This is a genomic window from Mesorhizobium sp. P2_C5_2 (assembly GCF_056404535.1).
On sequence record NZ_JBFUDV010000005.1, the window covers coordinates 676692 to 690710 of the forward strand.

12 protein-coding genes are annotated in these 14019 nt (G+C 62.8%); 10 read left to right on the plus strand and 2 right to left on the minus strand.

The genetic code is table 11. The features are described 5' to 3' along the window. Window positions 1–70: 70 nt before the first annotated feature. From AC1D1B_RS21760 to AC1D1B_RS21790, 7 genes are all read left to right on the plus strand, one after another. Window positions 71–1645: a trimethylamine methyltransferase family protein gene (locus AC1D1B_RS21760; protein WP_142865185.1), complete on the plus strand. Its 1575-nt coding sequence runs from the start codon at window positions 71–73 to the stop codon at window positions 1643–1645. A gap of 89 nt (window positions 1646–1734) precedes the next feature. Continuing rightward, on the plus strand, window positions 1735–2421 hold the full coding sequence (locus AC1D1B_RS21765) for a hypothetical protein (RefSeq protein WP_477334461.1): 687 nt from the start codon (window positions 1735–1737) through the stop codon (window positions 2419–2421). A gap of 106 nt (window positions 2422–2527) precedes the next feature. Next, window positions 2528–3265, plus strand: coding sequence for a dienelactone hydrolase family protein (locus tag AC1D1B_RS21770; protein ID WP_477334462.1), 738 nt, complete (start codon window positions 2528–2530; stop codon window positions 3263–3265). A gap of 102 nt (window positions 3266–3367) precedes the next feature. Beyond that, the gene (locus AC1D1B_RS21775) at window positions 3368–4546 is read left to right on the plus strand and encodes a BaiN/RdsA family NAD(P)/FAD-dependent oxidoreductase (protein ID WP_477334463.1); all 1179 of its coding nucleotides are present in this window, start codon (window positions 3368–3370) and stop codon (window positions 4544–4546) included. A gap of 78 nt (window positions 4547–4624) precedes the next feature. Continuing rightward, entirely contained in the window at window positions 4625–5185 is a 561-nt protein-coding gene (locus AC1D1B_RS21780; RefSeq protein WP_112565450.1) for an RNA polymerase sigma factor, read from the plus strand. A 2-nt stretch (window positions 5186–5187) separates the two neighbouring features. Next, entirely contained in the window at window positions 5188–7311 is a 2124-nt protein-coding gene (locus AC1D1B_RS21785) for a vWA domain-containing protein (protein WP_477334464.1), read from the plus strand. Between the two features lie 448 nt (window positions 7312–7759). Then, entirely contained in the window at window positions 7760–7948 is a 189-nt protein-coding gene (locus AC1D1B_RS21790) for a hypothetical protein (protein ID WP_235983895.1), read from the plus strand. A 9-nt stretch (window positions 7949–7957) separates the two neighbouring features. Here the strand turns inward: AC1D1B_RS21790 and bmt are convergent, their stop codons facing one another. Both bmt and AC1D1B_RS21800 read right to left on the minus strand, forming a co-directional pair. Then, window positions 7958–8980 carry a betaine--homocysteine S-methyltransferase gene (bmt, locus tag AC1D1B_RS21795; protein WP_477334465.1) on the minus strand — a complete coding sequence of 341 codons (1023 nt, stop codon included), beginning with the start codon at window positions 8978–8980 and terminating at the stop codon, window positions 7958–7960. A 116-nt stretch (window positions 8981–9096) separates the two neighbouring features. Beyond that, window positions 9097–9954: a helix-turn-helix domain-containing protein gene (locus tag AC1D1B_RS21800; RefSeq protein WP_477264297.1), complete on the minus strand. Its 858-nt coding sequence runs from the start codon at window positions 9952–9954 to the stop codon at window positions 9097–9099. A 230-nt stretch (window positions 9955–10184) separates the two neighbouring features. Between AC1D1B_RS21800 and AC1D1B_RS21805 the strand changes: the two genes are divergently transcribed. The 3 genes from AC1D1B_RS21805 (at window position 10185) to AC1D1B_RS21815 (ending at window position 14016) form a co-directional block, all read left to right on the plus strand. Next, entirely contained in the window at window positions 10185–11195 is a 1011-nt protein-coding gene (locus tag AC1D1B_RS21805) for a fatty acid desaturase (protein WP_477334466.1), read from the plus strand. A gap of 86 nt (window positions 11196–11281) precedes the next feature. Then, window positions 11282–12115: a phosphate/phosphite/phosphonate ABC transporter substrate-binding protein gene (locus tag AC1D1B_RS21810; RefSeq protein WP_477334467.1), complete on the plus strand. Its 834-nt coding sequence runs from the start codon at window positions 11282–11284 to the stop codon at window positions 12113–12115. 116 nt (window positions 12116–12231) lie between these two features. Beyond that, window positions 12232–14016 (plus strand): hypothetical protein, encoded by a 1785-nt coding sequence (locus AC1D1B_RS21815; protein WP_477334468.1) that lies wholly within the window; start codon window positions 12232–12234, stop codon window positions 14014–14016. Window positions 14017–14019: the final 3 nt, after the last annotated feature.

Here is a 14019-nt window from a genome sequence, read left to right on the forward strand (position 1 = left end):
GGTGCATGGCTACGATCCGGGCGAGAAGCTGCGATGCGCGGCCGCAAACGGTTTTTAGGGAAAAACGATCATGAGTGAGAACGCGTCAGTCGACCAGGAAGCGTCCAATGCGCGACGCGGGCGCGCTGCCAGCGGCGGCGCGGCAGCCAGGCGCGCGGCCCGCTCGGGTGGCGGACCGGGCACCCAGCTCACCTACATCAAGCGCAAGATCAACATCTATGAGGTCCTCAACGAGGAGGGCCTGGCAATTATCGAAAACAACACCGACACGGTGCTTGAAGAGATCGGCATCATCTTCCGCGACGATGCGGAAGCGCTGCAGCTGTGGAAAGAGGCCGGCGCGGACGTCAAGGGCGAGCGCGTGCATTTTCCCAAGGGTCTGTGCCGTTCGCTGCTGAAGACCGCCCCGCCCATCTACACCCAGCATGCGCGCAATGCCGAGCGTTCGGTGCAGATCGGCGGCAACGCCACTGTCTTCGCGCCGGTTTACGGCCCGCCCTTCGTGCGCGATCTCGACGGCGTCAGGCGCTACGCGACGATCGAGGATTTCCAGAATTTCGTGAAGCTCGCCTATATGGCGCCGTCGATCCACCATTCGGGCGGCACGGTGTGCGAGCCGGTCGACGTGCCGGTCAACAAGCGCCATCTCGACATGGTCTATTCGCACATAAAGTATTCGGACAAGCCGTTCATGGGTTCGGTCACCGCGCCGGAGCGGGCCGAAGATACCGTCGCCATGGCCAAGATCGTGTTCGGCGACGATTTCGTCGAAAACAACACGGTGCTGACCAGCCTGATCAACGCCAACTCGCCGATGGTGTTCGACGAAACCATGCTGGGGGCGCTGAAAGTCTATTCGCGCCACAACCAGGCCTGCATCGTCACGCCGTTCATCCTCGCCGGCGCGATGAGCCCGGTGACCGTCGCCGGCACGCTGACGCAGGTCCTGGCCGAAGTGCTGGCCGGCGCGTCGTTCACGCAGCTGATCCGGCCCGGTGCGCCGGTGCTGTTCGGCACTTTCGCCTCGTCGATCTCGATGCAGTCGGGCGCGCCGACCTTCGGCACGCCCGAGCCGTCGCTGGTCTCCTACGGCGCCGCACAGCTGGCGCGCCGGCTTGGGCTGCCGTTCCGCACCGGCGGCTCGCTCTGCGCCTCCAAGGTTCCGGACGCGCAGGCCGCCTATGAGAGCGCCAACACGCTGAACTCGACCATTCTGGCCGGCACCAACTTCGTGCTGCATTCGGCCGGCTGGCTCGAAGGCGGACTGGCGTCCTGCTACGAGAAGTTCATGATGGATATCGACCAACTCGGCATGCAGCAGAAGTTTGCCGAAGGCGTCGACCTGTCGGAAAATGGCCAGGCGATGGACGCCATCCGCCAGGTCGGCCCGGGCAGCCACTATCTCGGCTGCGACCACACGCAGGCCAATTTCCAGACCGCCTTCTACCGCTCCAGTATCGCCGACAACAATTCCTACGAGCAGTGGCTGGCCGAAGGCGAGAAAACGGCGCCGCAGCGCGCCAACGATCTCGCCCGCCGCTGGCTGGAAACCTACGAGGCGCCGTATCTCGATCCGGGCATCGACGACGGCCTGAAGGACTACATCGCCACCAAGAAAGCGTCGATGGCTGACGCCTTCACTTGAAAGGAGCCCGAGTCAGGCGGGGCTAAAGTCGCCAACATCATCCACAAGGAAGTCTGGCGGAGCGCTTTCTCCGATCCGGACCAGTAGGGATGATTGCGCGCGGCACCGCTGACGAGATAGCGGCCGCGCTTTCCGCCAACGGCCTCATTCTGCGCGGTGGGTTTAACTTCGCGGCCGGGGAAACGCCATCGTCTGGCTCTTCGGGCGCTCCCGCCAAATCAGTGCTGCTGGTCGGGCAGGCGGGCGCGGCACCCTGGCCACATTTCCTGCACTGGCGCGAGCGGCAGCCGCAAACCATCGCCAATCCGCTCGACACCTGGTCACGCCAGGTGATCGGCGCGGTGGCGGAAAAATTCGGGGCGCGCGCCGTTTCGCCGTCCGACAGGCCGTATCTGCCGTTCCAGCAATGGGCGATGCGGGCCGAGGGATTGAAACCGTCGCCGCTCGGCATTCTCATGCATCCGCAATACGGGCTCTGGCACGCCTATCGCGGTGCGCTGCTGTTCGAGGATGAGATCGCACTCCCAGAACCTCGCGAGGTGATTCACCTTTGCGACGCATGTGTCGCAAAGCCTTGTCTGAAATCCTGTCCGGTCGACGCCTATTCCCTGGACGGTTTCACATATCAGGCGTGCCTGGCGCATGTTCGGGGAGCGAATGGCGAACCGTGCCGCACCGGCGGCTGCCTCGACCGCAACGCCTGTCCCTATGGCGCCGACTATCGCTATCCCGCTGAGGTTCAGGCCTTTCACATGGTAGCGTTTGCTGGCCTCTAGCGGGGCGTCGAATGCCTGCACAAAATGTTGAACGCAATTGTCAGGGAACGGCTTGCCCTGAAAATGCCTGCGGATATGTATCGCACGACAGTCAACGGAGCGGGCCATGGCGAAGCAGGACATCCAGATCAAGACAGAGGACGGCGTGGCGAAAACGGGACTGTTCCACTCGGCGGCTGCTTCCCCGTCCAAGGCCGGCATCATTCTCTACATGGACGCTTTCGGGCCACGACCGGCGCTCGACCAGATGGCGGAAAGGCTTGCGAGTGAGGGCTATGCGGTGCTGGTGCCGGATCTGTTCTACCGGAATGCGCCCTATGGCCCGTTCGATGCCAAGACCGCTTTTGTCGTGGAGGAGACCAAGGCTGCGCTGATGGCGTTGGTGCACGGCACGACGCAGGACATGACCGTCCGCGACAGCGGCGCTTTCCTCGATGCGCTCGTTGCGGAAGGTGTCACCGGACCGGTCGGCACCGTCGGCTACTGCATGGGCGGGGCGCGGGCGCTGAATGCCGCCGCAACCCATCCCGATCGCATCGTGGCTGCCGCCAGCTTCCACGGCGGCAATCTGGCTGGCGACAATGCCGACAGCCCGCACCGCAAGGCAGCCTCTATCAAGGCGCGTGTCTATGTCGGCGTTGCCGGCGTCGATCGCAGCTTTCCGCCGGAGCAGTCGGCGCGGTTGGCCGAGGCGCTGCGCGTGGCCGAAGTCGACCACGCCATCGAGAACTATGCCGGCATGGCGCATGGCTGGTGCGTGTCGGACCATAGTGTCTTCAACGCGACCGGCGCCGAACGCCACTGGAAGCGATTGACGACGCTGTTTGCCGAAACGCTGGGCTAAACACTGATCGAGACGTTGCCTGCAGTCGCATCGAACGGGTAGAGACTGCACGATTGGCGCGGCCTGCAAGACGGCGCCAGTCGAGCGGGAACGAATAGCCTGATGCAATCCTATGATGTCGTGGTGATCGGCGCCGGAGCGGCCGGAATGATGTGCGCCATCGAGGCGGGCAAGCGCGGCCGCTCGGTTCTGGTGCTCGATCACACGGCAAAGCCCGGCGAGAAGATCCGCATCTCGGGCGGTGGCCGGTGTAATTTCACCAACATCCACACCAGCCCGAAGAATTTTATCTCCGGCAATCCGCATTTCTGCATCTCGGCGCTCAGTCGCTACACCCAGCGCGATTTCATCGCGCTCATAGAACGCCATGGCATCGCCTACCACGAGAAGACACTGGGACAGCTGTTTTGCGATGGCTCGGCGCGCCAGGTCATCGACATGCTGGTCGCCGAAATGCAGGACCGGGGTGCGGAACTGGCGCTGTCGACCGAGGTCAGGGATGTCGGCAAGACCGCGGACGGTTTTGTGCTGGCGCTCTCCACCGGCACCGTCGCCTGCAGATCGCTGGTGGTGGCCTGCGGCGGCAAGTCGATCCCCAAAATGGGCGCGTCCGGTTTCGGCTACGAGCTTGCTTCGCAATTCGGCCTGGCCGTGGTGGAGACGCGGCCGGCGCTGGTGCCGCTGACGTTCGACGCCAGAACGCTCGAGCGGCTGGCGCCTTTGGCCGGCAATGCCGTCGATGCCGAAGTCGCTTGTGGCAAGACGCGGTTTTCGGAGGCGATGCTGTTCACGCATCGCGGCTTGAGCGGGCCGTCCATCCTGCAGATATCATCCTACTGGCGCGAAGGCGACGAGATTCGCATCGCCATGCTGCCGGGAGTGGATGTGGCGGAACTGCTTCGCGCCGGCCGGCGCGTCAACGGCAGGCAAGCGGTGCAGACGGTGCTGGCGAACCACCTGCCGAAGCGTCTTGCGCAAGCGGTGGCCGAGCGCAGCGGGATCGACGGCAATCTCGCTGATTTGACGGACCTGCGGATGAAAACCGTCGAAGCCGCCGTCAACGACTGGCGTATAAAGCCGGCCGGCTCCGAAGGATACCGTACGGCCGAAGTGACGCTTGGCGGGGTCGATACCAACGGGCTCGATCAGAAGACGATGCAGGCGAAATCCGTGCCGGGCCTGTTTTTTATAGGCGAAGTTGTCGATGTCACGGGCTGGCTCGGCGGTTATAACTTCCAATGGGCGTGGTCGTCGGGTTGGGCTGCCGGCCAGGCCGTCTAGCCCAAAATACGCCTGCCTGAAAAAATTCTTTCCATAACCCAAAGGATTGGCCATTAGCCTTCGTCCAACAATCAAATGATGGCGATGATGCTGGATGAGAGCGAAGCCTCCGACGCCGAATTGATCGGGCGGGCGAAGGGCGGAGACAGGGGTGCCTTCGGCAAATTGCTGGAGCGGCACTACGACTTCGTCTATCGCGCCGCCTATCGCTGGTGCGGAAAAAAGGCCGATGCCGAAGACATCGCCCAGGAAGTCTGTGTCCGTCTCGGCAAGGCGATCCGCGACTATCGCGGCGGCGGCGCGTTCACGACATGGCTTTATTCCGTGACGATGAACGCGGCGCGCGACATGATGCGCAAGACCACGCGCGAAAACGTCAAGACCGAGGCCTATGGCGCCTACAGCATGATATCGGGAGAGGCGTCCGCCGAGCCCGAAGATCCGACTGAGGCGCTCTGGGCAGCGGTGCGGCAATTGCCGGACAAGCAGCGCGATGCAGTGCTTCTGGTCTATGGCGAAGGCTTGAGCCATGCGGCCGCCGCCGAGGCGATGGCAATCTCGGAGACGACGGTTTCCTGGCACATCCATGAAGCGAAGAAACGGCTGAAGACGTTGATGCGTTCAGCCGGGGAAGTGTGACCATGGTCGACGACAACGAACTCAACAGGCTGCGCGACGCAGCAGTACCGGCGCCGGGCGAGAGCGCGAAGGCACGCGCCTTCGAAGCCGCCATGCGCGCCTTTGATCAGGAAAATATTTCCGCCGTCACCCAAGGATCGGTTGGCGGGCTTCGTCTCACAGAGCGAGCACAAAAGCTCTGGAGCGAGATCATGCAAAAGAAACTCATTGCCACGCCAGCCATTGCCGGGCTCGTCGCCCTGCCGATCGCCGGATACGCCACCTTCCATATGCTGAGGGAACAGCCGTCGCCGTTCGGCAACGACGAGAAGATCACCGAAACGCTGGCCGACAAGCCGGCAACCAACGCGCCGCTGAAAGAAAAGCAGGCGCCCGAAGGCGACCTGAAGAAGGCCGACGCCGACGCCGAGGTGCGAAGCCGCGACGCCACCGATGCGCTTGTTACGCCGACCGCACCCCCGAAGACCGAGGCTCCGGCGGAGTACGGCACTTTGCAGACTTACCAGCAGGCGCCCGAGCCTGCGCCAAGCACCGAGGCCGCGCCATCGGGCGGCAGAGTTATCATGCGACTTTCACCAGCTGCGCCAGCGGCAGATGCCGCGCGGACCAGCCGTGTCCAAGGGACCGCCGAATCCAAGCTGATGGCGCCGCAGCAGCCCTCGACGATGCCGGCCGACCAGATCGCGCCGCAGGAGCCAAACCGCGACCGCGTCGAGGATTTCAAGACCAATCCGGTGCATGCAGCACTCCAGGATCCGGTCTCGACCTTCTCGATCGACGTCGACACCGCTTCCTATTCCTTCGTCCGCGGCTCGCTGAAGCAGGGCTACCTGCCGCAGGCCGATACGGTGCGTGTCGAGGAGATGGTCAACTACTTCCCCTATGACTGGAAAGGACCGGACTCCGCCTCGACGCCGTTCAACTCGACCGTCAGCGTCATGCCGACGCCGTGGAACGGGCACACCAAGCTGATGCACGTCGCCATCAAGGGTTTTGACATCAAGCCGGTCGAGCAGCCCAAGGCCAATCTGGTGTTCCTGATCGACGTGTCGGGTTCGATGGACGAGCCGGACAAGCTGCCGCTGCTCAAGTCGGCTTTCCGGCTGCTGGTCAGCAAGCTCAAGGCGGACGACACCGTCTCGATCGTTACCTATGCCGGTGACGCCGGCACGGTGCTGATGCCGACCAAGGTCACCGAGAAGGACAAGATACTCAACGCCATCGACAATCTGCAGCCGGGGGGCTCGACGGCCGGCGAGGCGGGCATCAAGGAAGCCTACAAGCTTGCCCAGCAGTCCTTCGTCAAGGATGGCGTCAACCGTGTGATGCTGGCCACGGACGGCGATTTCAATGTCGGCCAGACTGATGACGAGGACCTGAAGCGGCTGATCGAGCAGGAACGCAAGACGGGCGTCTTCCTGTCGGTGTTCGGCTTCGGCCGCGGCAATCTGAACGACCAGATGATGCAAACCATCGCCCAGAACGGCAACGGCACCGCCGCCTATATCGACACGCTGGCCGAGGCCGAGAAGGTTTTGGTCGAGGATGCCTCCTCGACGCTGTTCACCATCGCCAAGGACGTCAAGATCCAGGTCGAGTTCAATCCGGACAAGGTCTCGGAATACCGGCTGATCGGTTACGAAACCCGCGCCTTGAACCGTGAGGATTTCAACAATGACCGCGTCGACGCCGGCGATATCGGTTCCGGCCATTCGGTCACCGCCATCTACGAGATCACGCCGAAGGGCAGTGGCGGCGAGCAGATGGACCCGCTGCGCTATGGCCAGGCAACGGTCAACAATGGCGGTGTCGCCAATGCCGACGAATATGCCTTCGTCAAGATCCGCTACAAGCTGCCCAACGAGGACGTCTCGAAGCTGATCACCACGCCGGTGACGTCGGCCAACGAGGTCAAGTCCTTCGACGAGGCCGGCACCGACCAGCGTTTCTCCGTCGCTGTCGCCGCCTTCGGCCAGAAGCTGCGCGACGAGGATGCGACCGCGAAGTTCGGCTACGACAAGATCATGGAGATTGCCACCGCCGCCCGAGGAGCCGACCCGTTTGGGTACAGGTCCGAGTTCCTTTCGCTTGTGCGCCTTGCCTCGGCGCTGGGCGGTAACCGGTAGTGGCAATAACGCCGGTTCCTTTCAGACGGGGGTCGTTCTGATACGGGGGAACCGGCTACGGGCGGGTGAGGCAGGCCGGCGGGGGAAACCTTGCCGGCCTTTTTTTGGATCTATTGATATTCAGGTGAGGTCGGCCTGCAAACGACGGCTCGCTGTGCTTCCGGTGCTCACGTACCCAAAAGTACGCTCCGCTCCGGTTCTCGCGAGCCATCGTTTTCGGCTCGGCCTGACCTGAATCTCGACAGATCCTGGCGAGTGCTCGGCCGATCGTTAAATTGCGTGGCTTTTCAGGAACATCATTGCAATGCCCTGGTGCTATCCAGTGTGCCGGGATTGGGCTTGAGGGGGCCGTGAATTGCAGATCACGAATATCGGAAACACGCTGCCGGCGGTACGACACTCGCAGGTGTCGGGGTCGACTGCGCTTTCGCCGGAATCGAGACGCATCATGGACGACGTCGACGCGGCCCGGAATACCGCAATGTCGGCGCTGACCAACGACCGCTTTCGCGTCATGCTGGAGCAGATCGGCAATCCGCAGTCATCGGGTGACCTGGTGACGATGGGCGGAAACGCAGACAGCACCGTCCTGGATTTCAAGACGGCGCTGTCGCGCTACGCTGAAAACAGCGAGTAATTCCAGATATCAGGCGCGGCTGCGGCGGCGTTCGCGGCGGGCTTCGCTGGTCTCGGCAGTGTTTTCCGTTGCCGCCTTGTTGCGCATCGGGCCGATGCGCTCGACGATCGCCGCGACGGTCGGGCGGTCCGCCTTGGTGTGCGCATCGAGCGCCTTGCGCATGGCGGCAAGGTGTTCGAACGAGGTGCCGCAGCAGCCGCCGATGATTTTCGCGCCACCATCGACCGCCAGCCGGACATAGTCAGCCATCAGTTCCGGCGTGCCGGAATAGTGGATCTCGGTGCCGCGGAATTCCGGGATGCCGCAATTGCCTTTCACGATCACCGTGGCTTCCGGCTTCGCCTCGGTCATGTCGAGCAGCGAGGCCAGGATGTCGGAGGCGCCGACACCGCAATTGGCGCCGACGCCGAGCGGGTTTTGCGACAGCCCGTCGACGACGCCGTGTATATCCTTGGGCAGCAGGCCCATCATGGTGCGGCCGGCGGTGTCGAAGGAGCCGGTATAGGTGTAGGGCAGGCCGACGCGAATGGCGGCTTCGGCGGCGGCGCGGATTTCGTCCGGCGCCGACATGGTCTCGATCCAGGCGACTTCGGCGCCGCCTTCCTTCAGACCTTCGATCTGTTCGGCGAAGGCCTCGACCGCCTCGTCATAGGTCATGGCGCCGAGCGGCACCAGCAACTCGCCGGTCGGGCCGACCGAACCGGCGACGATGACTTTGCGGCCGGCCTTGTCGGCGACAGCGCGGGCGATCTCGGCGGCGCGCTTGTTCAGCGCATGCACGCGGTCCTGCGCATGATGCAGCTTCAGCCGATGGCGGGTGCCGCCGAAAGAGTTGGTGAGGATGATGTCGGCGCCGGCATCGACGAAATTCTGGTGCAGGCTGGTGATGGTATCAGGCGCCGTCTCGTTGAGCAGTTCGGGCGCTTCGCCGGCCTCCAGACCCATCGCGAACAGATTGGTGCCGGTGGCGCCATCGGCCAGCAGCACGCCCTTTTCGGCCAACAGTGCGTCGATGGGATTGGTCGCGGTCATCGGATCGGCTTTCAAATTTTCGAATGGAATAAAGATATAAAGAAGTCTTTATGTCCAGTCAACGTATTTGCGGCCCGCGGCTGCCGCGCGGCGCGCCTTTCCGGGGGCGTTGGCGCTCAGGCAGAACCCGACGGGAATGACGCGCCGGCCAGATTGCGCGCGAAGGCGGCTGCCTCGTGCGGGTTGATATCGGCGGCGCGGATCAGATTGTCGAAATGCTGGGTCAGCGCCTGCACCGGCTGGGTGGCGTTCAGCACCACATACATGTCGCCGACATAGATGGCAGCGCGATAGGGGCCGAAGATGGTCAGCGGGATGGAGTAGCGCATGCGGCCGTCATAGAGAAACAGCCGGAAGGTCGGGTAGAGATCGTCGAGCAGCGTCGCCATATGGGCGAGTTGCTGCCGCCGGTCGGCCTCGGGAAAACGGTCCCAGACGCCGAGGCCACGCGCAAAAATCTCCAACGTGTGGCGCGGCATGCAGACCTCCATGTCGGTCTCCGGGCGCCTGTTGTACTCGATGCGGTACTGCGTCTCGCTGGCCTGCGCCAAACGACTGCGATTGGTGATGTTGGCTTCGTAGTCGACCAGCTGGCGTGTGCGCAGGAGGTCCGGAATGCCGGCCGGCACGTAGCGGATCTTGGTGCCCGCAGCCTCGGCGAACCATTTGGCGAGCAGCGTGCGGTCGAAACCGTCGGGCGCTTCCTCGATCTCCAGGCTTTCGCGGATTTCACCGGTGACGCCTTCGTCCTGGGAGAGGCCAAGCAGCCAGTCCAGCGAGATCTTGAATTCGGCGGCGATGTTGAGCAGCGTTTCGGCGCGCGGCAGTCGCGTCGAGGCGCCGGACATCAGTTGCGACAGCGCCGACCGATCGATGCCGACTGCTGACGCGAAGGCCGACTGGTTGAGATCGGACCGTGTCAGGAGCAACTTCAGACGCTCCCGGAAGATGGCTGACAGGTCTCGTTTGTCCACTGTTCGTTCTCCGCATTCTTTGAGGAAAAATTTGCGCCAGAGCCGCCGAATCAGCGCTCAAGGCGTAAATGAATCCCTAAGCTTGTTTACAATGTGTAACATGTGCGGTCAAAAATGCGCAAATGCAACATTTTGTACACTTTGTCTCGTTGAGTGGAATCGCTTCTCCTGACACTATGCTGTCAGGAACCAATTGGGGTTCCGGCGACTGAGGGACAGTGGTCGATAGCATGACAGGCAAGAGCATCAAGCGACGCAACGCAGCGGCCATCGAGTGGCCGACCGTGGTCCTCGCTTTCTTCTGTTACGGAATGTGGCTCGCTGCCGGGCTCCTGCTCTGGCCCTCTTATCCGATCCTGACTCTCGTTCTCCTCGGCTTCATCCTGGCCTTGCAGTCGTCGATCATGCACGAAGTGCTGCATGGCCATCCGACGCGCAGTGCGCTGATCAACGAAGCCTTCGTCTTCCTGCCGATCGGCCTGGTCTGGCCTTTCCGTCGCTTCAAGACGCTTCATCTGCGCCACCACGCCGACGAGCGTCTGACCGATCCGCTCGACGATCCCGAGAGCTATTACCAGGCGCTGTGGATGCATGACGATCTGCCGCCAACGATGAAATTCCTGCTCAAGATCAACAACACCATGGCCGGCCGTTTCTTCCTCGGCCCCTGGCTGTCCTGCATCGGCTTCTTCATTGACGATGCCAAGCACATGATTGCCGGCGACAAGGTGATCGGCAAGGCATGGCTGCTGCATGCGATCGGTCTCGCCATCGTGCTGCCGGTCGTGCAGTTCGGCTTCGGCATCCCCGTATGGCTCTACATTCTGGTGCCGGTGTGGCTCGGCCAGTCGCTGATCGCTGTCCGCACTTTCGCCGAGCATCAGTGGTCGGAGCATCCGGAAGGTCGCACGGTGATCATCGAGCGCTCGCCGCTGTCGTTCCTGTTCCTCAACAACAATCTGCACTTCGTCCACCACAAGACCCCGACGGTCGCCTGGTACAGACTGCCGAAGCTGTTTCGTGACCGCCGCGACGAGTGGCTGCGGATGAACAATGGCTATGCCTATCCGAACTATTTCGCGCTGATCAAAGCTTACGCCTTCAAGGCCAAGGAGCCGATCGTGCACCCGGTGCTGCGCCGCCAGGCCGAGCCGGGCAGGGCGTTCAAGCCACGCATCCGAGCGCGCAGCGTCAGCGGGCTTGGGAGCGCGCCGGTTCCTGCCGAGCCGCCGAAGGAATAATTCCGGCGGGATCCGTGTCGGCCAATTTCTGATTGGACGCCGCGTTTTTGCGATCCTTTCCTGAGACATGATGATTGAGTGTCGGCATGAGTGAATTGGTTGCGGCTTTGCCGATGTATGACTGGCCCGAAATGCGTGACGAAGTCGACGCGCAGTGGGCCGGGTTGCGCGCGGCCTTTCGGAAAAAGGGTATCGATGCGCCGCAGGCCATCGTGCGCCGCAATGGCGACCTGCCGTCGGTGCCCGGCGGTATCCACAATGCCGAGGGCAAGCTGATCGCGCCCGATCCGGCGTCGCTGCCGCCGAACGAACTCGACTATCACAAGCTTTGGCTGCATCCGGCGCTGCTGTTCGCGCAGACCTGCTGGGGGCCGATGGAGCTTGGCCTGAACAACCATGTGCAGGTGGTCGGCCAGCCGAGCTACGACGCCTATGAGGGCGGGCAGGGCGAACTCTATTCGAGCGCGCTGGTGATGCGCATAGGCGAGGGGCCACAGCTTCGCTCGCCCGCGGACGGCAAGGCCGTACTGCCGCTCGATCTCATGCGTGGCAAGCGCTTCACCTTCAACAGCCTCGATTCGATGTCGGGCAGCATTGGGCTGACGCGCGACCTGCAAGTGGTCGGCGAAAGTCTCGATATCTTTTCCTCGCGCAGCGAAAGCGGCGGCCATCGCGGCTCGATCGTTACTGTGGCCGAGGGCAAAGCGGATATCGCCGCGATCGACTGCGAAAGCTGGGCGCTGGCGCAGCGTTTCGAGCCGGCGGCGGGCAAGGTCGCTGTTGTCGGCTGGACGGCTCGGCGCAAAGGCCTGCCCTACATCACTGCCAGGACGACACCGGAGTCGGTCAGGCTGATCATGGCCGACGTGGTGGCCTCTGACCTGTCATACACACCGTTCGCTAACTCTGCCCGTCGGTAGACTGGGCCCGAGGCCAATCTTTACGCGACCATCACCATCTTCGTGCAGCCTGCACGGGACTTCGCGGGATGGTGCATATGGCCGTCGCAACTGTGCAGAGATGGACATTCCGAGCCGTGTTGCTGGTCCTGGGACTGGCGGCCATACCATGTCTGCTTTTTCCGCAGATGGCGATCGTCGCGGCGATGAGCATCGTCGGCATCCCGATCGCCATACTGATGGCGCTGATCCCACCGGTGTTTCTGTTCGTGCTGTTGACCTGGGCCATCAGCTTTCGCATTCCAGCTCGGCTGGCCTGGCTGACCAGCCCCTTGATTGCGGCGGCGCTGCTCGCCGTGCCACCTTTCCTGATCAACAGATCGATGGACCAGACCACGACGGCGCTGGTGTCCGGCGACCGCGACCAGGTCATTCGGCCTTTCCAGACCGGGACACTGGCGGTTCGTTCCGATCAATCCGTCTTCTGGACCAAAACCCAGACGCATTGCGACGATTTCTGCATGCGCGCACTGCTGACCGGCAGCGTCCAGCGCATCATGGTGCTCGACTACGACAAGGAAATGCCCGAGGTCGATTTTTCGGCCACTGCCAGAACCTTCCACATGGAGCATCGAGCTTCTTGTCCGCTGGTCGAACTCGTCGATGCGCGCCTCCTCGATCTCGGTGGTCCCCGGGATTTCAAAGCGCCTAAAGCCTCGGAACGCATGCGGATCGAGATTGCCAAGGGCAATTGCCTGATCGAGGCCGAGGCGCCGCTTTCGGAAGCCGATACCGTGATCAGCACCGGGCAGGTCAAGCGTGGGCTGGACGACTATCGGGCGGGGCTCGATCCGACGGCAGACACGATGTCGGTCTATCGTATTTCCATGCAGAGCAAGGCGGGAGACCGTTTTTCCGAAGTCTATCGATCGACCGGCGTTGCTTCCTATCGGCTGCTGCCGCTGCTCTTGCCAAGCTACGTGACTGGCTACCAGTTCGATATTCGCATCGGCTTCCCGCGATTGCTTCGGCTCACCCACCTCGACCGGTTCGGCCCACGACCCGACTGGAGCGGGTTCGTCGTCCACGCGCTCGGCATGAAGCTTGCGTTGCCGGCTGGTTCGGCGGATGCCGCTGTTGTATTGGCTGCGAAGCTCGGTCAGCCCCAGCCGATCGACGCCGTCACCAATTCCCTCGCCGAGGATTTCTTCAGCAGGCTGGGTGATAAGCGGACTGCGTCGCAGGCCGACATCGATCTCGCCATAGCCGTGCTCAGCGACCGGCGGTTGGACATCCCAAGGCATGTCTACACGGCCGCGAGCCGTACGAAGGACGTAACGCCGCAGAGCATCGCGCGTCTTGCCGACGTGCTCTTCGCGAGGCTGTTCGAGCTTGACATCAAGGTCGGCAAATCCGGCAATATCGATGCACCGCAAGCCGGTGACTTGGCGCTCGCTATCCAGTACCTGCCGGACCAGGTCATTCCGGCGCATCGTGCCGATCTCGAAAGACTGGCCAGGGATACGCCCCGGCGCGTTGCCGCCTATCGTGCCCTGGCGCGGCTTTCAGCCCTCGGCGCCGATGCCATCCCGACGGTGCTCTATCTGATCGACGATGCCGCCCTGCAGCCGCGCGACAGGGGAAATTTCTGGCAGCACTCCTACCTGGCGGGAGTGCAGGCCCTTTGCCAACTTGGAGAGCGGGGCTCTCCCGCCGTGGAGCCATTTTTGGAGCGCATTCGGGCGGGAACCGTCCCGCTTTATTCCAGCTATGGCGACCTTGCGATCAACACGCTGGCCGGCATAGGTGCCGACAAAGAGCGGGCCTGGCAGGCTGTCTCGACCAAGGACCAGACCATCGGCCGGGGGCGGTTCGACAGCGTCTTCGACCGCGCAAAGCGCAAGATCGACTGCTACTACTGAGGG

Excerpts from the sequence above, each read along its gene's own strand:
- AC1D1B_RS21785 (WP_477334464.1), top strand. The coding sequence starts at position 5,188 with ATGGTCGACGACAACGAACTCAACAGGCTGCGCGACGCAGCAGTACCG.
- AC1D1B_RS21770 (WP_477334462.1), top strand. The coding sequence starts at position 2,528 with ATGGCGAAGCAGGACATCCAGATCAAGACAGAGGACGGCGTGGCGAAA.
- AC1D1B_RS21775 (WP_477334463.1), top strand. The coding sequence starts at position 3,368 with ATGCAATCCTATGATGTCGTGGTGATCGGCGCCGGAGCGGCCGGAATG.
- bmt (WP_477334465.1), bottom strand. The coding sequence starts at position 8,980 with ATGACCGCGACCAATCCCATCGACGCACTGTTGGCCGAAAAGGGCGTG.
- AC1D1B_RS21805 (WP_477334466.1), top strand. The coding sequence starts at position 10,185 with ATGACAGGCAAGAGCATCAAGCGACGCAACGCAGCGGCCATCGAGTGG.
- AC1D1B_RS21760 (WP_142865185.1), top strand. The coding sequence starts at position 71 with ATGAGTGAGAACGCGTCAGTCGACCAGGAAGCGTCCAATGCGCGACGC.
- AC1D1B_RS21780 (WP_112565450.1), top strand. The coding sequence starts at position 4,625 with ATGGCGATGATGCTGGATGAGAGCGAAGCCTCCGACGCCGAATTGATC.
- AC1D1B_RS21765 (WP_477334461.1), top strand. The coding sequence starts at position 1,735 with ATGATTGCGCGCGGCACCGCTGACGAGATAGCGGCCGCGCTTTCCGCC.
- AC1D1B_RS21810 (WP_477334467.1), top strand. The coding sequence starts at position 11,282 with ATGAGTGAATTGGTTGCGGCTTTGCCGATGTATGACTGGCCCGAAATG.
- AC1D1B_RS21790 (WP_235983895.1), top strand. The coding sequence starts at position 7,760 with ATGGACGACGTCGACGCGGCCCGGAATACCGCAATGTCGGCGCTGACC.